We start from the raw sequence: 20,792 nt of genomic DNA, 5'->3' as shown, positions 1-20,792 counted from the left end.
TCAGTCCACCTTCACGTTGGCGGTCTTGACCAGGTTGACCCAGAACTTGCCGTCCTCCACCAGGAAGCTGGCGAACTGCTCGGGCGAGCCGGAGAGCGAGACCTCGGTGCCTTCGCGCTCCAGCGCGGCCTTCACCGAGGGCTGCTGCATGGCGGTGCGCACCGCGTCGTGGATGGTCTTCACGGTGGCCGGCGGCGTGCCCACGGGCGCGAACATGCCGTACCAGAACTCCAGGTTGTATTCGGGCAGGCCGGCCTCGCGCATGCCGGGCATGTCGGGCACCAGCGGCGAGCGTTCGCGCGTGCTGACGGCGATGGCGCGCAGCTTGCCCGCATTGGCCTGGGGCAGCACCGAGGGCGAGGTGCCGAAGGTGAGCTGCGTCTCGCCGGCCATCACCGAGGTGATGGCGAAGGAGCCGCCCCGGTAGGGCACGTGCGTCATCTCGGTGTTGGTCAGCAGGCTGAAGAGCGCGGCGCCCAGGTGCGGCGCCGAGCCGTTGCCCGAGGTCGAGTAGTTGAGCTTGCCGGGGTCCTTCTTCGCCGCCGCGATCAGGTCGGGCACGGAGCGGATGCTGCTGCTGGGGTTGACCGCCAGCACCAGCGGCGAGGTGGTCATCTTGCCCACGGGCAGCAGGTCGCTGGGCTTGTAGGTCAGCTTGGGGTTGAGCGCGGGGTTGACCGAGATGGCGCTGGGGCTGGCGATCAGCAGCGTGTAGCCGTCGGGCGCGGCCTTGGCCACGATGTCGGCCGCGATGCTGGAGCCGTTGCCGGGCTTGTTGTCGATCAGCACGGTCTGGCCCAGGGCCTTGCTGAAGGACTCGCTCATGGCGCGCGCCACGTAGTCGGCCGCGCCGCCCGGCGCGAAGCCGATCACGATGCGGATGGGCTTGTTCGGGTAGGGCGCGGGCTGCGCCCAGCCGAGGGAGGCCAGGGTGCCCAGCGCGAGCGCCAGGACGAATTGTTTGCGGTGCTTCACGGGGTTGTCTCCTCTTGCGGGTGGTGGTTCAGCTCGCGTCCGCCGGCATGCGCAGGACGATTTTTCCGATGTGCGCGCCGGCTTCCATGCGCGCCTTGGCTTGCTCGAGTTGCGAGAAGTCCATCACCCGGTCGATGTGCGGCTGGATGCGGCCGGCAGCGATGAGGGGCATGACCTCGGCCACGAAACGCGGCAGCGCGGCCGCCCGCTGTTCCTTGGTGCGCAATTTGTTGGAGACGCCGAACAGCACGAGGCGTTTGGCGTGCAGGGCTTCGAGGTCGATCTCGGCGCGCACCACGCCATCCACATAGCCCACGGTGCGCCAGGCGCCCTTCGAACGCGAGCGCGCGCAGGCTTTCGGCGAACACCGTGCCGCCCACGGTGTTGATGACCAGGTTCACGCCCTGCTGGTCCGTGGCCTTGAGCACGGCGGGCGCGAAGTCCGCCGCGCGGGTGTGCAGCGCCACGTCCAGACCCAGCGGCTGCAGCGCCGCGAGCTTGTCGGCCGAGCCCGAGGTGCCGATGACGCGTGCGCCCAGGGCCTTGCGCCAGCTGCAGCGAGGCCACGCCCACGCCGGAGGACACGCCGTTGATGAGCAGCCACTCGCCCGCCTGCAGCCGGCCTTGCAGCACCAGCATGTCGAACGCGACCAGGAAGGTGAGCGGCACGGCGGCGGCCTGTTCCCAGCCGAGCGCCACCGGCACGGGCATGGCCTCGATCTCTTCCATCAGCGCGCACTCGGCGAAGGCACCCGGGCAGCGGCCCATCACGCGGTCACCGGGTCGGAAGGTGGTGACCTCGGCGCCGACGGCGATCACCTCGCCCGCGCCTTCGCCGCCGATGGCTTTCCAGGTGCCGGGCGCGCCGTGCAGGCCATGGCCGAGCAGGAACTCGCCGCGGTTCAGCGCCGCCGCGCGCATGCGCACCAGCAGTTGCCGCGCGCCGGGCGTGGGCACCGGCGTCTCGCGCAGGGCGAGCTCGGTGGCGGTGTCGGTCATCTGCATCCAGTAGGCCTGCATGGTGGGGGGTTCCTGGTGTGGCTCAGCGGCCGGTGAACACGGGTTTGCGCTTCTGCATGAAGGCCGTGCGGCCTTCGGTGTAGTCGGCGCTTTCGAAGCAGCCGCGGATGAGCGAGGCACACAGCGCGCTGTCGAGTTCGGGCGAGGGCTTGAGGATTTCGCGCGTGATCGCCTTGCCGGCCATCACGGTCAGCGGCGCGTTCTCGGCGATGCTGCCCGCGTACTCCGCCAGCAGCGCGGGCAGGGCCTCGGGCTCGCAGGTCCGCGAGACCAGGCCGAGCGATTTCGCTTCGGCGGCGTCGATGCGCCGCGCGGTGAAGAACAGGTCCTTGGCTGCACCCGGGCCGATCAGGTCCACCAGGTTTTTCATGGCGGAATAGCGGTAGCCCAGGCCCAGGCGCGCGGCCGGAATGGAGAACACCGAGTCGCTGGCCGCGATGCGCAGGTCGCAGCTGATCGCCACGTTCACGCCGCCGCCGATGCAGTAACCCCGGATGCAGGCCAGCGTGGGCTTGGGGAAGTCGTGGATGCCCATCAGCGTGGTCTCGGCCATCTTCTCGTAGTAGGCGACGGCCTCGCGCGCGGCGCGCATGTCCTCGAACTGCGTGATGTCCGCGCCCGAGACGAAGGCCTTGTCGCCCGCGCCGGAGAACACGACCAGGCGCACGCGGTCATCGTCGCGGGCCAGGGCCAGCAGCGGCGGCACGGCCTCCCACATGTCGACCGAGAGCGCGTTGTGGCGCGCCGGGTTGTTGAAGCGGATGTACAGCGTGCGCCCGTCCAGCCAGGTCTGCACGCGCTCGGTGGGGGAGGTGTAGGTGGGATCGGTCATTAATAGACTCCGGCGGCTTTCATGCGGGCGAGGTCCTCGGGCCCGAGGCCGAGTTCGGCCAGGATTTCTTCGGTGTGTTCGCCCCGGCGCGGCGCGGCGCGCGCGATGGTGCTGGGCGTGCGCTCCAGCTGCATGGGCTGGCCCACCAGGCGCTGCGGGCCCTGCCACTTCGACACCACGTCCTTGATCATCCCGAGGTGCTGCACCTGCGGTTCTTCCAGCGCTTCCTGCATGTTGCTGATCAGGCCGCAGGCCACGCCGCCGTCGTTGAGTTGCGCGATCCAGTGGCTGCGGTCGTGTTCGGCCAGGCGGCGGTTGATCTCGGCGTTGAGCGTGTCGCGGTTCACCGAGCGCGAGGGTTTGTCGTGGTAACGCTCGTCGGTGATCCATTCGGGCGCGCCGAGGATGTGGCAGAAGCGTTCCCAGATCTTGGAGCCGAACACCGCGATGTTCATGTAGCCGTCGCGCGCCTTGTAGACGCCGGTGGGGATGCTGGTGGGGTGGAAGTTGCCGGCCTGCGTGGCGACCTCGCCGTCGATCAGGTAGCGCGAGGTCTGGAAGTCCAGCATGTAGACCATGGACTCCAGCAGCGAGGTGTGCAGGAACTGGCCTTTCCCTGAGGCTTCGCGCTCCAGCAGCGCGACCAGGATGCCCTGCGCCGCGAAGATGCCGGCGCACAGGTCGGCGATCGGAATGCCCACGCGCATCGGGCCGTCGCCCGGCGTGCCGGTGACGGACATCAGGCCGCCCATGCCCTGCGCGATCTGGTCGAAGCCGGGGCGCGAGGCGAGCGGGCCGGTCTGGCCGAAGCCCGAGATGCTGGCGTAGACCAGGCCCGGGTTGCTCGCGGCCAGCGAGGCGTAGTCGATGCCCAGGCGGAACTTCACGTCGGGCCGGAAGTTCTCGACCACCACGTCCGCGCCGTCGATCAGGCGCTTGAGCGTGGCGATGCCTTCGTCCGTCTTGAGGTTGAGCGTGATGGAGCGCTTGTTGCGGTGCGTGTACTGGTAGTCGGAGCCGTCCTGGCCGCCGAGCGTGTCGTCGCCGCGCATGCTGTCGGGCATCTGCACCTGGACCACGTCGGCGCCCCAGTCGGCGAGCTGGCGGCAGGCCGTGGGGCCGGCGCGCACCTGGGTCAGGTCGATGACGCGAAAGCGCTGCAAGGCGGTGGAGGCGGGCAGGTGGGGCATGGCGCGCCTCCAGTCACTGCGGGCGGCACAGCGCGGTGAGCGCGCGCACGTCCGGCAGCGAGGCCAGCGAGGCGCAGGCGGCCGTGATGTCGCGCGCCTTCGCCTCGCCCAGCACGGGCACCACCAGGGCCTGGAATTTCGCTTCCAGCTGTGCGTCCGACAGCGGGTTGCGCAGCGAGCCGATGGCGTCCTCCACGCGCACTTCCACGCGCCGGCCGTCGAGCAGCACGGCCGTCACATGCACCGCCGCTTCGGCGATGCTGTCGTCCACCGTGGCCTGCACCTTGTCGCGCAGGGCCACCACCTGCGGGTCGGTGACGACCGCGTCGGAGAACTCTTCCTCGCCCGCGCGCCCGTGGATCAGGCCCACCGCGCAGCCGTGGTAAACGCTGAACTTGCCCTGCAGGCCGTCCTTCGGCGCCTTCTTGCCGGTGAGTTCCAGCACCAGCGAGTGCACGCGCAATTCGATGTGCTTCACCTGATCCGGTGTCACACCCTGGTCGCGCAGTTGCACGCAGGCGTCGATGCTGGGGTGGATGACGATGCCGCAGGCGAAGGGCTTGTAGGTGTTGAAGGAGATCTCGAAGCGCTCGCCGAGTTCGTCCGTCGCTTCGTTCCAGGCGCGTTTGTCCGAGGCCACCTGCACGAAGCCGCGCGGTGCCTCGAGCGCGCGTGGGCTGGCGGTGAAGCCCTGGCTGGCCAGCAGGGCCGACATGAGGCCGGCGCGCGCCGCGCCGCCGGGGTGGAAGGGCTTGGTCATGGTGCCGAACTGCTCGCGCAGGCCGACCGGTTGCGAGGCCGCGATGCCGATGGCCATGGCGGTCTGCGCCTCGTCCAGCCCGAGCAGGCGCGCGCAGCCGGCCGCCGCGCCCAGCATGCCGGTGGAGCCGGTGATGTGCCAGCCGCGGTCGTAGTGGTCGGGGTACATCACGTTGCCGATGCGGCAGGCCACGTCGATGCCCAGCACCAGGGCGTCGAGCACCTCGCGCCCGCTGCTGCCCCGGTGCTCGGCCAGGGCCAGCACGGCCGAGGCCACCGGGCCGGCGGGGTGGATGATGGTCTTCAGGTGCGTGTCGTCGAAGTCGAAGGTGTGCGAGGTGATGCCGTTGACCAGCGCCGCGCTGGCCATGTCCACCTGCTCGCGGCGGCCGAGCACGCTGGCCTGGGGCGCGGGCTGCAGCAGCTGCACGGCGGCCACGGCGGCGTCGGCGGCCTCGTGCCGCGCCGCGCCGATGGCGCAGCCCAGCCAGTTGTAGAAGGTGCGGTGGGCCTCGCGCTCCACGGCGTCGCTCCAGCCGCGCGAGGGGTGGCGGGCGACGAAGCGGGCGAGCAGGGTGGTGATGGGCGGGGCCGTGAGGTCGGCGGGGACTTGGGTGTTGCGGGTCACGGGTTCGGGGCTCTGAGGTTGGAGAAGAGAAAGAAAGAGCGGGCGCCGGGCGTCACTCGTCCAGGCGGATGTTTCGGGCCTTGGCCAGCGCGGTCCAGCGCGTGACGTCGGCCTTGATGTACTGGCCGAACTGCTCGGGCGTCATGGGCCACGGCTCCACCGCCTCGCCCGCGAGCTTCTCGGCCAGCTCGGGCGCCTTGAGCACGGCGACCTGGGTTTCGTTGAGGCGGCGCACGATGTCGGGCGGCATGCCGGCCGGGCCGACCACGCCGTACCACTGCATGGCGTCGAAGCCTTTGAAACCGACCTCTTCCATGGTCGGCACGTCTTTCAGTTGCGGGCTGCGCTGCTTGCCGGTCACGGCCAGCGCGCGCATGCGGCCCGAGCGCAGGTGCGGCAGGGCCGCGGCCAGGCCGGGGAAGACGGCCTGGGTCTGGCCGCCGAGCAGGTCGTTCATGGCCGGCGCGACGCCGCGGTAGGGGATGTGCAGCAGGAACATGCCCGTCTCCTGCTTGAGCAGCTCCATCGTGAGGTGGGTGAGCGAGCCCTGGCCGGCCGAGCCGTAGCTGAGCTTGCCCGGCTGGCGCTTCACGTAGTCGATGAATTCCTTGATGTCCTTGACCGGCACGCTGCTGTTGACCACCAGCACGTTGGGCGTGGCGCCGATCATGCCGATGGGGGTGAAGTCGGTGACGGCGTCGTAGCTGACGCGGCGCGTGGCGGGCGTGGTGCCGTGGGTGGCGACGTAGCCCTGCAGCAGGGTGTAGCCGTCGGCCGGCGCGCGCGCGGGTGAGCTGGCAGGCCACCACGCCGCCGCCGCCGCTCTGGTTGTCCACGACGAAGTTCTGGTTGAGCAGCTTGCCCCAGCGCTCGGTGACCACGCGGGCGATCATGTCGCTGCCGCCGCCGGCCGCCACCGGGACGATGTAGCGCATGGAGCGCGCGGGGTAGGCCTGTTGGGCCATGGCGAGCTGCGGCAGGGCCAGGGTGGCCCCCGCTGCCTGCAAGAGGTGGCGGCGTTTCATGTGGCTTGTCTCCTTCGTTGTGGGCGCATGTTGACAGTGGGACAACCTGCTGTAAATTGCATCTTTCTGAGGTCTTGATGCATTGCTTGCAAGAATGAAAGGCACCCCATGGGCACGCTCAAACCCACGCTGGCGGACCTGCGCGCCTTCGTCACCGTGGGCGAACTGCAGAGCTTCGCGGCCGCCGCCAAGGCCCTGCACCTGTCGCAGCCGGCGCTCTCGCGCCGCATCTCGCACCTGGAGGGGCTGCTGGACGTGCGCCTGTTCGACCGCACCACGCGCAGCGTGGAACTCACGCAGCTGGGCCAGCGCTTTCTGGGCCAGGTGCGCAGCGTCATCACCGACCTGGACCGCTCGGTGGTCGACCTGCACGACGTGGCCCACATCGAGGCGGGCGACGTGACGGTGGGTTGTGTGTTTTCCGCGGTGCACCATTTCCTGCCCGGCGTGATCCGCAGTTTTCGCGACCAGCACCCGCACGTGCTGGTGCGCATCATCGAAGAGGGGGCCGACGAGGTGCTGGCCAGCGTGAAGAGCGGCGAAGCCGACTTCGCGCTCAACTACACCGGCATGCAGGACCCGGAGGTGGCGTTCACACCCTTGCTGAAGGAGCGTTTCGTGCTGGCCTGCCCGGTCGGGCACCCGCTGGCCAAGCGCCGCTCGGTGCGCTGGGAGGAGATCGTGGACTACCCCTACGCGCTGGTGTCGCACGCCAGCCGCAACCGCGTGCTGATCGACCAGGCGCTGGCCGAGGTGACGCCGCTGCCCCGGCCGGTGTGCGAGTTCCGCCACATCTCCACGCTGATTGGCTTCGTGGACAACGGCCTGGGCGTGGCGATCGTGCCGCAACTCACGCTGCCGCACCAGCCGGCCTCGGTCGTGGGCGTGCCGCTGGAGCACCCGGTCATCAGCCGCACCATCGGTCTGACGCAGCGCACCGGGCGCAGCCTCTCGCCGGCGGCGGCGGCCTTCGCGCGCCTGCTCACGCAGGCCAGCCGCGCCACGACGCGGCGCGGCCTTCGGCGTTCAGGCGTGGGCTGACGCGCTGGCCGCTTCAACGCGAGCGGCTGTCCGGGTGGCGCCTCTCAGACCAGCAGGCCGTGGCCTTCAACGTCCGGATCGCCCGGCCCATCCGAACCGCTGCGGAACGAATGGTCGGACTCGAGGTCGCTGCTGGCCGAGGTGTCCACGCCCGGGACTTCGTAGGTCGCCAGGAAGCCGAGAAGGTTGTCTTTGTGCACCGTTTCGGCCAGCTCGACCGCAGTGAGGCCTCGGATGTTGTGGCGTTCCCAGTCGAAGAACAGGTGGAATTCGTGGAAGAAGTCTTCCAGCAGGTTCGCGAGCACCGGTTGGTCCGAGGGTTCGTCAAACCAGGCATCTGGCAGGTGCATCGCCATGTCGTGCAGCACCGTGTTGCCCTGGTCATCGTGGTGCATCAGTTCGGGTTCGATCGACCGGATCGCCACGTCGGCGAGCAGCAGGTACAGGGCGTTGGCGTTGCGGTGCCTCACGGTCTCCATCAGCAGGGTGACGCCCTGGGCATTCCGCGTATTCAGGTTGACGTTCTGTTGGGCCAGCTGCCACATGAGTTGGGGCAGGTCGTGGTTGGCGATGGCCTGGCGCGCCAGATCGCCGGGATCGACGGCTGCCTGTGGACGAAGGCCGGTACCAAAGATGGAGTGCACGGGGGGCTCACTTTCGCTTCAAAAAGGATGAAGCAGAAGCAGTGGGCGCGGTCCCGCGCTCGGTTCAGCTCCAAGCGGAAGGGAGATCGCCGCGCCGGTCGCGCAGCTGCGAGTGCTGCCGCGCTTCGGCCAGCGCGCCGCGCGCGAGGGTGGCGAAGCGCAGGGCTTCCTCGCGCCCACCCTGGTCCATCACGGCGCCGTCCGGCGCGCAGACCGTGCTCAGGCCGCCGTAGGTGGTGTGGCCTTCCTGGCCGCAGGCGTTGGCGTAGGCCACGAACACGCGGTTCTCCAGCGCGCGCGCGGGCAGCAGCACGCGCTGCACCTGGTCGAAGTCGATCATGTTCGCGGTCGGCACGAGCACGGCATCGGCGCCCTGCAGCGCGAGGCCGCGCGCGGGTTCGGGGAACTCGATGTCGTAGCAGATCAGCAGGCCGAGCCGCCAGCCTTGCCAGGCGAACACGGCGGGCGCCTGCGGGCCGGGGCTGAACTGCGCGCGGTCGATGTCGCCGAACAGGTGGGTCTTGCGGTAGTTCGCGAGGCGCTGGCCGTCGGCGTCGATGAACTGCACCGCGTTCCAGGGCTTGCCGTCGGCGTTCTGCTCGGGGTAGCCGTAGACGATGGCGATGCCATGGCGCTGCGCGATGGCGGCCACGGCCTGCGCGAGCGCGCCGTCGGCCGGCTCGGCCAGGGCCGCCACGCCGGCCGCGCCGATCTGGTAGCCGGTGAGCGACATCTCGGGGCACAGCAGCAGCCCGGCGCCCTGGTCGCGCGCCTGCGCGGCGGTGGCGTCGAGCAGCACCAGGGCCTGGGACGGGCTGCCCGCGTAGGGGCATTGCCAGAGGGCGAGGGTGAGGGTGTCGTCCATGCTCAGTCCGGCAGGGCCATGGGCCCGAGTTCGGCGAACACGTCGCCCGGCCCGGGGTTGGCCGCGTGCGTGTGGCCGCCCAGGTGCTTGACGATGCCCCACACCGCGTTCAGCGAGGTCTGCACCGCGCCCTCGACCCAGGCGGGCGTGAAGGACACGTCGTCGCCCGCGAGGAAGATGCCGCGCTCGGTGGCCGCGAAGCCGTCCTGCATGAAGTGGCTGTACATGCGGTGGTTGTAACGGTAGTGGCCCGGCAGCGCGCCCTTGAAGGCGCCGAGGAAGTGCGGGTCGGCCTCCCAGGAGACGCTGATCGGGTCGCCGATGATGTGGCTGGCGATGTCCACGTCGGGGTAGATCTTCTGCAGGGCCTGCAGCGCGAGCTGCACGCGCTTCTCGGGTGCCGTGCGGCAGCATCTTGAGCGCATCGCCCATCCAGGCGTAGCTCAGGCAGATCACGCCGGGCTGGTCGGGCCCGTTGTCGAACAGGTAGGTGCCGCGCGTGAGGCGGTCGGTGAGGGTCATGCCCATCAAAGGCCAACCATTGGCCCGCAGGTCGTTCCAGAACGGGCGGTCCACCATCACGAAGGTCTTGGACGACTGCATGTAGCGCGTGCGGTCCAGCGCCATCCAGTGCTTCTGCGAGAACAGCGCCTCTTCCACCGCGATCTGCGTGGTCAGCAGCCAGCTCTGGCAGGTGGTGAGCACGGCCGGGTAGCTGCGCGTGTTGCCCCAGGTGTCGGTGACGGCGAGTTCGTTGCTCGCCGCGCGCGCGATGGCCGTGACGCCGGGGCGCGGCGCGCCGTGGTGCAGGCTGGCCAGGGTGGTGCCGGCGGGCCAGTGGCGCAGCTCGTTTTCGGCGGGCGCGTGGTGCCACAGGCCCAGCGGCACCTGCTGCACGCCACCCACGATGAGGTGCTGGTTCTCGTCGCAGCCGGTGAGCACCACGCGCAGGATCTCGAGCATGGAGTTGGGGAAGTCGGAGTCCCAGCCGCCGGTGCCGAAGCCGACCTGGCCGAACACCTCGCGGTGCTGGAACGGCAGGCGCGAGAAGGCTTTGGAGGTGGCGACGAAGTCGTAGAAGGTGCGGTCGTCCCACAGGGGCACGAGGCGGTCCCACAAGGCCTTGAGCTTCACCGCGTCGCGCTCGCGCAGCGCCTGCTGCAGGCCGGTGAAGCCAGCGCCTTCCTCCAGCGCCTGGGCCCAGGCCTCGGCCACCTCGCCGAACAGCGGCGGCAGGTCGGCCAGGGTGCGGCCCCAGTGGGTCTGGCCTTCGAGGTCGATCACGGTGCAGCCGGCGGCGGGCGTGAGCGGGTTGGGGAAGGGCTGGGTCTTGAGACCGAGCCGGTTCACGTAGTGGAAGAAAGCGGTGCTCGACGCGGGAAAGCGCATGCCCCCGAGCTCGGCGATCGCGCCCTGCGCACCTTCGAAGGCCTGCGAGCGCAGCCGCCCGCCCATGCGCGAGGCCTCGTAGACCACGGGCTTCAAGCCCAGCTTCATCAGCTCGTAGGCCGCCACCATGCCAGCCATGCCGGCGCCGACGATCGCCACTTCCTGCCCCAGTCGCTCGGCGGGCAGTTCGCCCAGGCCTTGCGGGTGGGCGATCCAGTCGTCGAAGGCGAACGGGAAGTCGGGTCCGAACAGGGTCACGGGCGCATCGGCGCCGCGTTGGGGGGTGGACATGGTGAAACCTCCGGGGTCAGAACAGGCTGGTCAACAACCAGGCGGCCGTGCCCCACATCATCAACGCAACCAGGCCATCCAGCACGCGCCACACGTGCAGGGAGTTGAGCCGGCGGCCGAGCCAGAAGGCGGCCGCGCCCAGCGCGATGAACCAGACCAGCGAGCCGGTGGCCGCGCCCAGGCCGAAGACGGCGCTGCCCTGGCCGTAGGCGAGCGAGGCGGTGCCGATCAGCACGGCGGTGTCGAGCCAGGCGTGCGGGTTCAGGAAGGAGAAGGCCAGGGCGGAGAGCACGGCCTGGCGCGGCGACACCGGCTCGGCGGTGAGGCCGCCGTCGGCGCTGAAGGGCGTGGCGCGCGGGCGCAGGAAACGCTGGAAGGCCTGCCAGCCGTAGACGCCGAGGAACAGCACGCCCGCGCCGATCATCGCGCCGAGCAGCTTGTCCGACAGGCCGCCGAGCTGGGCCAGGCCCAGCACGCCCAGGCCGATGAGCACCACGTCGGCCAGCGCGCACGTGATCACGGTGAGCCACAGGTGCTGGCGCTGCAGGCCCATGCGCAGCACGTGGGCGTTCTGCGGGCCGATCGCCATGATCAGCGACATGCTCAGCACCATGCCGGCGGTGAAGGTGGGAAAGGCGAGGGTCATGCGAACTCCGGAAACCAAAACGGGTGAATGGCCGGCAGTGTGCGCGCAAAACCGCTTCATTTAAATCAAGTTAACTTAAACTCAGATCGATTGAAAATAACTTGAGTGAATGATGCTGGACGCCCGCCAACTCGACGCCCTGGCCGCCGTGGTCGAACACGGCGGCTTCGGCCCGGCCGCGCAGGCCCTCTCGCTCACGCTGGCGGCGGTGTCGCTGCGCATCAAGTCGCTGGAGGACACGCTGGGCCAGCGCCTGCTGGTGCGTGGCAAGCAGGTGCGCGCCACCCCGGCCGGGCAGGCGCTGCTGGCCCATGTGAAGCAGGTGCGGCTGATGGAGGCCGACCTGCTCGACGGCCTGCAGGGCGGGGCGCCGGCCCCGGGCGGCGTGCGCTGGCAGAGCCTGTCGGTGGCGATCAACGCCGACTCCGTGGCGGGCTGGTTCCTGCCCGGCGTGGCCCCGCTGCTGCGGCGCCACCACCTGCTGCTGGACATCATGATCGACGACCAGGACCACACGCACAGCGCGCTCAAGAGCGGCGACGTGATGGGCTGCGTGACCGCGTTGTCCACGGCCATGCGCGGCTGCGTGGCCGAGCCGCTGGGCGTGATGCGCTACCACTGCGTGGCCTCGCCGGCCGTGGTGCAGCGCTGCCGCACGCCCAAGGGCGCGGTCTCGGTGCACAAGCTGCTGGCGCAGCCGGCCATCATCTTCAACCGCAAGGATGCGCTGCAGGACGCCTTTCTGGAACAGCACTTCGGCCTGCGCCAGCCGCGCTACCCGCGCCATTTCGCGCCGGCGGTGGAGGCCTTCGAGACCGCGATCGAGCTCGGCCTGGGTTGGGGCATGGTGCCCGAGCAGCACCTGCAGAACCGCCCGGCGTTGCAGGAAATCCTGCCCGGCGCCACGGTGGACGTGTCGCTGTACTGGCAGCACTGGGCGCACGAATCGCTGTCGGCGCAGCGACTGACCGAAGCGGTGAAGGCGGCGGCGCGCGCGCACCTGGCGGCGCCGGGCTGAGCGCCCGGGCGGCGGTGGCGCTCAGGCGGGGGTGAGGGTCGGCGGTTCGAAGGCGCGCACGGGTGCCGCCTCGCCGTGCCAGAGCGCCACGTCCACGAGCGCGGTCATGGCGCTGCTGCCCTGGGCCAGGCGCGAGGTGCCGAGGTCGATCGTGAGCACGTTCGGGTTGCCGTGGCGCTCCGGCTCGCCACCGTCGCTGTCGAACCAGGCGCCGGTGGAGATCACGACCACGCCCGGCATCACGGCCTCGTCCAGCGTGGCGCCGCCCAGGCAGGTGCCGCGGGCGTTGAACACGCGCACCAGGTCGCCGTCGGCGATGCCGCGTGCGCGGGCGTCGTCCGGGTTCAGTCGAACGCGCTGGCGCTCGCGCAGCTTCTGCTCGCGCGAGACGACCCCGGCATCGAGCTGCGAGTGCAGCTTGTCGGCCGGTTGCGAGCTGATCAGGTGCAGCGGCCACTGGCGCGCGCTGTCCGCGCCCAGCCACTCGGCGGGGGCGAGCCAGCTCGGGTGGGGCGGGCAGTCCGCGTAGCCGAAGCCCGCGATGGCGCTCGAGTGCAGCTCGATGCGGCCCGACGGTGTGCCCAGGGGCGCGGCCTGCGGGTCCTGGCGGAAGGCTTCGAACAGCACCATCTCGCGCTCGGGCTCGGGCAGCTCGGCCACACCCTCTTCCCAGAACCGGTCGAAATCGGGCAGCGGGAAGCCGGCGGCGCGCCAGTTCTCGGCGGTGCTGTCGTAGAGGGCGCGCACCCAGGCGGCCTCGTCGCGGCCCTCGGTGAACGCGGCCTCGTGCCCGGCGCGCGCCGCCAGGTCGCGGTAGATGTCGAAGTCGTTGCGGCTCTGGCCCACCGGCGCGATCGCCTGCTTCATCGCCAGCAGGTAACGGTCGCGCGAAGAGCCCCCGACGTCGTTGCGCTCCAGCGTGGTGGTGGCCGGCAGCACGATGTCGGCACGGCGCGCGGTGGGCGTCCACCAGCTGTCGTGCACGACGATGGTCTCGGGCTTCTGCCAGGCGCGCAGCAGGCGGTTCAGGTCCTGGTGGTGGTGGAACGGGTTGCCGCCGGCCCAGTAGACCAGCTCGATGTCGGGGTAGGTGCCGGTGCGCCCGTTGAAGGCGTAGCTCTCGCCGGGCTGCAGCAGCATGTCGGCCATCCGCGCCACCGGGATGCTGCGGCCGATGGGGTTGGGGCCGGCCGAGAGCCGGGGGGCGGCGACATCGGGCCGGGGCGTGGCCGCGCCATTGATGGAGCCATGGCCGAAGGCGAATCCGCCGCCGGGCAGGCCGATCTGGCCCAGCACGGCGGCCAGCGCGATGCTGGCCCAGTAAGGCTGTTCGCCGTGGTGCGCGCGCTGCAGCGACCAGGTGCAGTTGATCATGGTGCGCTGGCGCGCGGCGCTGCGCGCCAGCTCGGCGATGGTGAGGGCGTCGACGCCGCAGAGGGCGGCGGCCCAGGCCGCGTCCTTGGGTTGCCCGTCGTCCGTGCCGCGCAGGTAGCGGGCCCAGGCGTCGAAGCCGTTGCAATGGGTGCGCAGGAAGCCGGTGTCGTGCAGGTCCTCGGCCAGCAGGGTGTGGGCCATGCCCAGCATCAGCGCGGTGTCGGTGTTGGGCCGGATCGGGATCCAGCGCGCGTTCAGGCCCTCGGGGACGTCGGCGCGCGTCGGGCTGACGACCACGAACTCGATGCCGGACTGGGCGGCCCGGGCGATCCAGGCCGCGCTGCTGTGTTCGCCCGCGCCGCCGGAGGTGACCTGGGTGTTGCGCAGCGGCAGGCCGCCGAAGGCGATGAACAGCCGGGTGTGGGCCAGCACGCTGCGCCAGTCGGTCACGCGGCCGGTCACGGGGGCGTAGGTGCCGATCACGTGCGGCAGCAGGAACTGGGCCGCGCCCCAGCTGTAGTTGCCGGCTTGTCCGACGCAGCCGCCGCCGCTGTGCAGAAAGCGCTGGGTGAGCGTGCGCGCGTGGTGCAGGCCGCCGGCCGACGACCAGCCGTAGGAGCCGCCGAAGACGGCGTCGTGGCCGTGTTGCCCGCGCACCCGGGCCAGTTCGCCGGCCACCAGGTCCAGCGCCGTGTCCCAGTCGACCTCGACGAAGCGGTCGTGGCCGCGCGCGGCGCGGTCGCTGCCCTCACGCTGGCGCAGCCAGCCCTCGCGCACCGCCGGGCGCGCGATGCGCAGCGGCGAATGCACCATGCCCGGCATGGAGCGCAGGATGGGCGAGGGGACCGGGTCGCGCGCGAAGGGCAGGCAGTCGACCACACGGCCGTTCTCGACCACGGCGGTGAAGGCGCCCCAGTGGGACAGGGAAGGAAAGTGCTGGCGCGGGTGTTGCATGGTCGGAAATGGAGGCCGCGTCTGGCACGGGAGGTCAGACGGCGTAGTTGAGCGGCAGCGCGGTGGTGTACTTGATCTCTTCCATCGCGAAGCTGGAGCTGACGTCGAACAGCTCCACGATCTGGATCAGTTTCTTGTAGACGACGTCGAAGCCCGCGATGTCGGGCACCACCACCTTGAGCAGGTAGTCGGTGTCGCCGCTCATGCGGTAGAACTCGACCACCTCGGGCAGGTCGCGCACGCCCAGGGCGAAGCGGCGCAGCCACTGCAGATCGTGGTGGCTGGTCTTGATGGACACGAACACCGTCACGCCCAGGCCGAGCTTGGCGCTGTCGAGCAGGCACACCTGCTGGCGGATGTAGCCCTGTTCGTGCAGGCGCTGCACGCGCTTCCAGCAGGCGGTGGTCGACAGGCTCACGCGCTCGGCGATCTCGCTGACGGGCAGCCGCGCATCGGTTTGCAGCAGGGCGAGGATGGCTCGGTCTTTCTTGTCCATGGGTGCTTCCGAGTGTCGGGTCGGCAATGGTAAATTTTTTTCACTTGCAAGGCGGATTGAGCGCCCATTTGGAAAAAAACGTCCCCGCCCCCGCTCCTAGACTGGCCGCTCAAGGAGTTCCCTCACATGCAAGAAAGCACCCGCCTGGCCTCCCTCGGCCGAGACCCCCAGCGCTTCGGCGGCCTGGTCAATACGCCCATCTTTCGCGGCTCGACGATCCTCTCGTCCAGCATGGCCGAATGGGAGCAGCGCAAGGCCGATCGCGCCGCCGACGTGCCGGGTGCCACCACCTACGGCCGTTTCGGCACCCCCACCACGCACGCGCTGGAAGACGCCATCGCGCAGCTCGAAGGCGGTCACCGTGCCCAGCTGTTTCCCTCGGGGCTGGCGGCCATCACCACCGTGCTCACCGGCCTGCTGCGCCAGGGTGACCACATCCTGGTGACCGACAGCGCCTACGGCCCCACGCGCGGTTTTCTCTCGCGCGTGCTGGCCCGCTTCGGTGTCGAGACGACGCTGTACGACCCGCGCATCGGCGCCGGCATCGCCGCGCTGATGCGGCCCAACACCCGGGTCGTGTACGTGGAATCGCCGGGCTCCGAGACCTTCGAGATCCAGGACATCCCGGCCATTGCGGAGGTCGCGCACCGCCAGGGCGCCCATGTGGTGATGGACAACACCTGGGGCACGCCGCTGTTCTACAAGCCCTTCGAGCACGGCGTGGACGTGTCCATCCAGGCCGCCACCAAGTACATCGTCGGCCACTCGGATGCGATGCTGGGCATCGCCACCTGCACCGCGCAGACCTGGCCGCTGATCAAGCAGGCGGCCCAGGACCTGGGCCAGACCACCAGCCCCGACGATGCCTACCTGGCGCTGCGCGGCCTGCGCACGCTGGGCGTGCGCCTGCGCCAGCACCACAGCGCCGGCCTGGAGGTGGCGCGCTGGCTGGAAGGCCACGACGCCATCGAGGCCGTGTTGCACCCGGCCCTGCCCAGCCACCCGGGCCACGCCCTGTGGCAACGCGATTTCCTGGGCGCCTGCGGGCTGTTCTCGGTGGTGCTCAAGACCACCTCGGTGCAGGACATGCACGGCTTCGTCGACGCGCTGCAGCTGTTCGGCCTGGGTGTGTCCTGGGGCGGCTTCGAAAGCCTGGTCATCCCCTTCACGCCAGGCGGCGACCACACCGCCGCGCGCTGGCCCTGGCGCGGCCAGGCCCTGCGCCTGCACGTGGGCCTGGAAGACCCGCGGGACCTGATCGCGGACCTCGATCAGGCCCTGGTGCGCATGTCGCGGCGCCTGCGCGCGGCCTGACATAAGCTTCTTTCCAATCTGTCTAAACGATCGGCTTCAAATGACCTTTCGGCGACTACCATCGTTCCCCTTGGGACATACTGGTTCGCCTTTTTTCTGTTCCACCCCATCCCAGGTATCTCCCCATGAGCAAGATGAAAATTGAGGGCTCCTTCGTCGCCCTGATCACGCCGTTCAACCAGGACGGCAGCCCCGACTTCGGCGCCTTTCGCAGCCTGCTGAAATTCCAGGAAGACCACGGCACCAGCGCGGTGCTCATCATGGGATCGACCGGCGAAGTCTCCATGCTCTCGCAGAAGGAGCGCGAAACCATCATCGCCGAGACCGCGCGTTTCAAGACCGGGAAGATGAAGTTCTTCTACGGTTGCACTGGCAACAACACCCAGACCACCATCGACTACCTGAAGTTCGCCCGTGCCAACGGCGCCGACGGTGCGATCCTGGCCGCACCGGCCTACATCTGCGGCCCCGAGGCCGATCTGGAAGACTATTTCCTGGAAGTGGCCGACGCCACCGACCTGCCGCTGGGCCTCTACAACAACCCGCCGCGCGTCAAGACCGACCTGCACTGGGACAACCTGCTGCGCATCTTCAAGCACCCCAACTACGTGGTGCACAAGGAGTCGACCACCCGCGTGGGTCAGGTCGCGCAGGTGCTCAAGGCACGCCCGGACGTGTCGGTGATGTGCTGCGACTCGCCCAACCTGGGCCTGGTCGTGCCGACCATGAGCCTGGGCGGCCACGGCACCGCGAACATGACCGGCAACATCGCCCCCGCCGAGCTGGTCACCATTTCCAAGCCCTGGACCACGCCGGACGTGTCGGTCAGCTTCCGCGACGCCTACCTCGGCCTGCTGCCCATGCTGCATTACTCCTACTCCGCCATCAACCCGGTGGCGTCAAGTCCCTCATGAAGGCCGTCGGCCTGCCCTCCGGCATCCTGCGCAAGCCGCTCAAGAACCTGGAAGGCGAAGCGCTGCTCAAGGGCCTGCGCATCGTCAAGGAGCTGGAGCTGGACAAGAAGTACGGCTGGAGCTCGCCCGAGCTGAAGGCGGTCTGACATGGACCTGGGCATCGCAGGGCGCAAGGCGCTCGTGTTTGGCGGCAGCAAGGGCATGGGCCGCGCCTGCGCGCGCGAGCTGTCGGCCGAGGGCGTCGAGGTGGTGATCGCCGCCCGCACGCCGGCCACGCTGGAACAGGCGGCGGCGGAGATCGCGGCCGAAACGGGCACCCCGGTGCGCTGGGTGTCGGCCGACATCACCACCGATGCCGGGCGCGACGCGGCCTTGGCCGCCTGCCCGGCGCCCGACATCCTGATCAACAACGCCGACGGCATGCCGCCCGGCGATTTCCGCGAGTGGACGCCGGCCGACTGGCACCGCGCGGTGGACTCGATGATGGTCGGCCCGATCGAAATGATGCGCCGCACCGTGGACGGCATGATCGAGCGGCGCTTCGGCCGCATCGTCAACATCGTCTCGCGCAGCGTCAAGACGCCACAGCTGGAGCTCGGCCTGTCCAACGGCGCGCGCTCGGGCCTGGTGGGTTTTCGTGGCCGGTCTGGCGCGCCAGACCGTGCGCCACAACGTGACCATCAACAACCTGCTGCCCGGTGTGTTCGCCACCGACGCGCAGCGCCACCACATCCTGGGCATGCTCGACACCACGGGCAAGACCTTCGACCAGCTCTGGCACGAACGCGGCACGCAGAACCCGGCCGGCCGCTATGGCGAGGCCCATGAGCTCGGAGCGCTGTGCGGCTTCATCTGCTCGGCGCGCGCGGGCTACATCACCGGTCAGAACCTCTTGATCGACGGAGGCGCCTACCCAGGCACCTTCTGACATCCGTTTTGCAAGCCGGCACCCGACCGGCGTCACCGGAGACAGCGTCCCCACCACCGTCCCATCGCCAACCATCCGAGGTCTCCATGAAATCGATCCATCGCCGCGCTTTCACCCGTTATGGCGTCGCCCTGGCCAGCCTGGCCGCCGCTGGTGCGCTTCACGCGCCCCTGGCCCAGGCCCAGGCGCCGTACCCCACCGCCAAGCCCATCGTCATCGTCGTGCCGCACGCGGCCGGTGGCGCGGTGGACGGTGTGGCCCGCACCCTGGCCGAGCGCCTGGCCGAGGATCTGAAACAAAGCGTGGTGGTGGAGAACCGCCCGGGGGCCTCGGGCCTGATCGGCGCCGCATCGGTGGCGCGTGCCGAGGCCGACGGCTACACGCTGTACTTCAACGCCTCCATCCACGCCGCGGCGCCCCTGCTCTACAAGAGCCAGGTCAAGTTCGACGCGATCAAGGACTTCACGCCGATCGGCATGGTGGCCGAAGGCGCGCTGATCTTCAGCGTCAACCCGCAGGTGCCGGCGAACACGGTGATCGACCTGGTCAACGTGGTCAAGGCCAACCCCAACAAGTACAGCTTCGTCACCAGCGGTTATGGCTCCGCGGGCCACCTGGGCATGGCGCAGTTCGTGTCCGACGTCGGCCTGGCCGACAAGGGCATCCCGATCGCGCTGTACAAGGGCGCCGCGCCCGCGCTGCAGGACCTGATCGGCGGCCAGGTGCACGCCATGATGGACCCCTTCCTGTCCTCGCTGCCCCATGTGCAGAGTGGTCGCTTGCGCGCCCTGGCCCAGACCGGCCGCGTGCGCAGCCCGCTGCTGCCCGATGTGCCCACCATGCGCGAAGCCGGCCTGCGCGACTTCGAGTTCTATTCCTGGTACGGCCTGTGGGCGCCGGCCAAGCTGCCCGCACCCGTGTTGAAGGCGCTGGAGTCCGCCACCGAGCGCTCCACGAAGTCGGCCGCGTTCAAGACCAAGCTCAACGGTCTGGGCTTCGACGCCACCTTCCGCAACTCGGCCGACTTCAACAAGTACATCATCAGCGAGACGGCCAAGTACCAGGCCATCATCGAGAAGGCCGGCATCAAGATCGAGTGACCACCCGGTCTTGCGCGGCCCCGGGCCGCGGAGCCGGTGGGCGCGCGAGCGGGCCGATCCGACGATGAGAGTCCTGGTGCTGGGCGCGGGCGTGGTCGGCATCGCCACGGCCTACTACCTCTGGCGCGATCGCCACGAAGTGACCGTGGTCGAGCGCAACGCCGGCGCGGCCGGCGAGACCAGCTTCGGCAATGCCGGCGGCCTGTGCCCCAGCTTCGCCGGCCCCTGGGCCGCGCCCGGCATGGTGTCCAAGGTGATGCGCATGCTGCTGCAGGCGGACGCCCCCATCCGCTTCCGGCCGCAGGCCAGCCTGCCCCAGTGGCGCTGGATCGCCCGCTGGGTGGCCGAATGCAACCCGGAGAGCTTTCGCCGCAACAAGCTGCGCATGCAGCGCGTGGCGCACTACAGCCTGGCCTGCCTGCGCAGCCTGGCCGACGAGGCGGGCCTGCACGACTTCGACTTCCACGCCGACGGCACCCTGTGGCTGTTCCGCACACCGCAGGAGGCCGAGCTGGGGCGGCTGGCCGCGCGGGCGCTGGACAGCTTCGGCGTGCCCTGGCGCTGGCTGGAGCCGCACGAGGTCGATGCCTGCGAACCCGCGCTGGCGCAGCGCAGCGCCCGCATCGCCGGCGCGCTGCAGCTGCCCGCCGACGCCTCGGGCGACAGCCACCGGTTCGCCCAGTCGCTGGCGCAGCTGCTGCGCGACCAGGGCGTGGCGCTGCGCTTCAACACCACGGTCGAGGCGCTGGAGACCGAAGGGGACCGCGTCACCGGCGTGCGCAGCTCGGCCGGGCGGCTGACGGCCGACGCCTGCGTGGTGGCCCTGGGCAACCAGGCCCCCTTCCTGCTGCGCCCGCTGGGGCTGAACCTGCCGGTCTACCCGCTCAAGGGTTATTCGATCACCGTGCCGCTCCTGGCGGACGCGCCCGACATCCGTCCCGCGCTGATGGACGAGCACAACAAGGTCATGATCTCGCGCCTGGGCGGGCGCATCCGCGCGGCGGGCATGGCCGAGCTGGGCGGCTATGGCCTGAGCGCCGACCCGGCCCAGCGCGAGATGCTGCTGCGCGTGGTGCGCGAGTTCATCCCGCGCGGCATGGACGAACAGCGGGTGGATTTCTGGGCCGGCCTGCGCCCCATGACGCCCGATGGCCCGCCTATCCTGGGGCCCACGCGCTGGCGCGGCCTGTTCCTCAACAGCGGACATGGCTCCAACGGCTGGACCCAGGCCTGCGGCACCAGCCGCATCGTGGCCAGCCTGGTGGCCGGGCGCACACCCGAGATCGACCTCGAAGGCCTCACCGGCGAGCGCTTCGGCATCAGCGCGCGCTGAGGCGGTGTGACCCCGACAGGGCGCCGCCAGGGCGCCGATCCCGCCGAGAAAGGCGG

At 70.0% G+C, this 20,792-nt stretch carries 14 protein-coding genes and 7 pseudogenes; 7 read left to right on the top strand and 14 right to left on the bottom strand.

Translation table 11 applies throughout. The features are described from left to right. From ACFJGX_RS01875 to ACFJGX_RS01840, 8 genes and pseudogenes are all read right to left on the bottom strand, one after another. A complete protein-coding gene (locus ACFJGX_RS01875; RefSeq protein ID WP_382322906.1) occupies positions 1–975 on the bottom strand; it encodes a Bug family tripartite tricarboxylate transporter substrate binding protein in 975 nt (324 codons plus the stop codon). 28 nt (positions 976–1,003) lie between these two features. Then, the gene (locus tag ACFJGX_RS01870; protein ID WP_382327621.1) at positions 1,004–1,147 is read right to left on the bottom strand and encodes a zinc-binding dehydrogenase; all 144 of its coding nucleotides are present in this window, start codon (positions 1,145–1,147) and stop codon (positions 1,004–1,006) included. 190 nt (positions 1,148–1,337) lie between these two features. Further along, positions 1,338–1,463 (bottom strand): annotated as a pseudogene (locus ACFJGX_RS01865) (zinc-binding alcohol dehydrogenase); the annotation flags it as partial. Positions 1,464–1,734: 271 nt separating this feature from the next. Next, positions 1,735–1,896: pseudogene (locus tag ACFJGX_RS01860) on the bottom strand (alcohol dehydrogenase catalytic domain-containing protein); the annotation flags it as partial. Positions 1,897–2,017: 121 nt separating this feature from the next. Continuing rightward, positions 2,018–2,827, bottom strand: coding sequence for an enoyl-CoA hydratase (locus ACFJGX_RS01855; protein WP_382322907.1), 810 nt, complete (start codon positions 2,825–2,827; stop codon positions 2,018–2,020). Then, entirely contained in the window at positions 2,827–4,017 is a 1,191-nt protein-coding gene (locus ACFJGX_RS01850; RefSeq protein ID WP_382322908.1) for a CaiB/BaiF CoA transferase family protein, read from the bottom strand. Before ACFJGX_RS01850 ends, ACFJGX_RS01855 begins: the two co-directional genes overlap by 1 nt. A 13-nt stretch (positions 4,018–4,030) precedes the next feature. Continuing rightward, positions 4,031–5,404: an MmgE/PrpD family protein gene (locus ACFJGX_RS01845; protein ID WP_382322909.1), complete on the bottom strand. Its 1,374-nt coding sequence runs from the start codon at positions 5,402–5,404 to the stop codon at positions 4,031–4,033. 52 nt (positions 5,405–5,456) lie between these two features. Further along, positions 5,457–6,170: pseudogene (locus tag ACFJGX_RS01840) on the bottom strand (Bug family tripartite tricarboxylate transporter substrate binding protein); the annotation flags it as partial. A gap of 367 nt (positions 6,171–6,537) precedes the next feature. On the opposite strand from ACFJGX_RS01840, the gene ACFJGX_RS01835 reads away from it, so the two are divergent. Next, on the top strand, positions 6,538–7,470 hold the full coding sequence (locus ACFJGX_RS01835; protein WP_382327619.1) for a LysR family transcriptional regulator: 933 nt from the start codon (positions 6,538–6,540) through the stop codon (positions 7,468–7,470). A gap of 44 nt (positions 7,471–7,514) precedes the next feature. Here ACFJGX_RS01835 and ACFJGX_RS01830 read toward each other — a convergent pair whose 3' ends face one another. The 4 genes and pseudogenes from ACFJGX_RS01830 to ACFJGX_RS01815 form a co-directional block, all read right to left on the bottom strand. Beyond that, complete coding sequence (locus tag ACFJGX_RS01830; protein ID WP_382322912.1) at positions 7,515–8,114, bottom strand: hypothetical protein; 600 nt, start codon at positions 8,112–8,114, stop codon at positions 7,515–7,517. A gap of 64 nt (positions 8,115–8,178) precedes the next feature. Next, positions 8,179–8,949 (bottom strand): annotated as a pseudogene (locus ACFJGX_RS01825) (carbon-nitrogen hydrolase family protein); the annotation flags it as partial. Between the two features lie 32 nt (positions 8,950–8,981). Then, a pseudogene (locus ACFJGX_RS01820) lies at positions 8,982–10,476 on the bottom strand (flavin monoamine oxidase family protein). A gap of 199 nt (positions 10,477–10,675) precedes the next feature. Next, a complete protein-coding gene (locus ACFJGX_RS01815; RefSeq protein WP_382322914.1) occupies positions 10,676–11,305 on the bottom strand; it encodes a LysE/ArgO family amino acid transporter in 630 nt (209 codons plus the stop codon). Between the two features lie 112 nt (positions 11,306–11,417). Between ACFJGX_RS01815 and argP the strand changes: the two genes are divergently transcribed. Next, positions 11,418–12,323: an HTH-type transcriptional regulator ArgP gene (gene argP, locus ACFJGX_RS01810; protein ID WP_382322915.1), complete on the top strand. Its 906-nt coding sequence runs from the start codon at positions 11,418–11,420 to the stop codon at positions 12,321–12,323. A gap of 21 nt (positions 12,324–12,344) precedes the next feature. Here the strand turns inward: argP and ACFJGX_RS01805 are convergent, their stop codons facing one another. Then, positions 12,345–14,651, bottom strand: coding sequence for a molybdopterin guanine dinucleotide-containing S/N-oxide reductase (locus ACFJGX_RS01805; protein ID WP_382322916.1), 2,307 nt, complete (start codon positions 14,649–14,651; stop codon positions 12,345–12,347). 34 nt (positions 14,652–14,685) lie between these two features. After that, positions 14,686–15,147, bottom strand: coding sequence for an Lrp/AsnC family transcriptional regulator (locus ACFJGX_RS01800; protein WP_382162782.1), 462 nt, complete (start codon positions 15,145–15,147; stop codon positions 14,686–14,688). Positions 15,148–15,273: 126 nt separating this feature from the next. Here ACFJGX_RS01800 and metC point away from each other — a divergent pair, with 126 nt between their 5' ends. The 5 genes and pseudogenes from metC to ACFJGX_RS01775 all read left to right on the top strand — a co-directional run bounded on the left by metC (position 15,274) and on the right by ACFJGX_RS01775 (position 20,736). Next, positions 15,274–16,461, top strand: coding sequence for a cystathionine beta-lyase (gene metC / locus ACFJGX_RS01795; RefSeq protein WP_382327617.1), 1,188 nt, complete (start codon positions 15,274–15,276; stop codon positions 16,459–16,461). A 125-nt stretch (positions 16,462–16,586) separates the two neighbouring features. After that, positions 16,587–17,521: pseudogene (locus tag ACFJGX_RS01790) on the top strand (4-hydroxy-tetrahydrodipicolinate synthase family protein). 1 nt (position 17,522) lies between these two features. Then, positions 17,523–18,303 (top strand): annotated as a pseudogene (locus ACFJGX_RS01785) (SDR family oxidoreductase). A gap of 86 nt (positions 18,304–18,389) precedes the next feature. After that, a complete protein-coding gene (locus tag ACFJGX_RS01780; RefSeq protein ID WP_382322918.1) occupies positions 18,390–19,403 on the top strand; it encodes a Bug family tripartite tricarboxylate transporter substrate binding protein in 1,014 nt (337 codons plus the stop codon). 64 nt (positions 19,404–19,467) lie between these two features. Further along, positions 19,468–20,736 (top strand): D-amino acid dehydrogenase, encoded by a 1,269-nt coding sequence (locus tag ACFJGX_RS01775; protein WP_382327615.1) that lies wholly within the window; start codon positions 19,468–19,470, stop codon positions 20,734–20,736. Positions 20,737–20,792: the final 56 nt, after the last annotated feature.

Origin of the sequence: Hydrogenophaga sp. UC242_50 (genome assembly GCF_042697355.1) — a bacterium.
Taxonomy (GTDB): domain Bacteria; phylum Pseudomonadota; class Gammaproteobacteria; order Burkholderiales; family Burkholderiaceae_C; genus Hydrogenophaga.
Note: the sequence above shows the minus strand (reverse complement) of the source record. Positions and strands in the feature narration are given on the sequence as shown.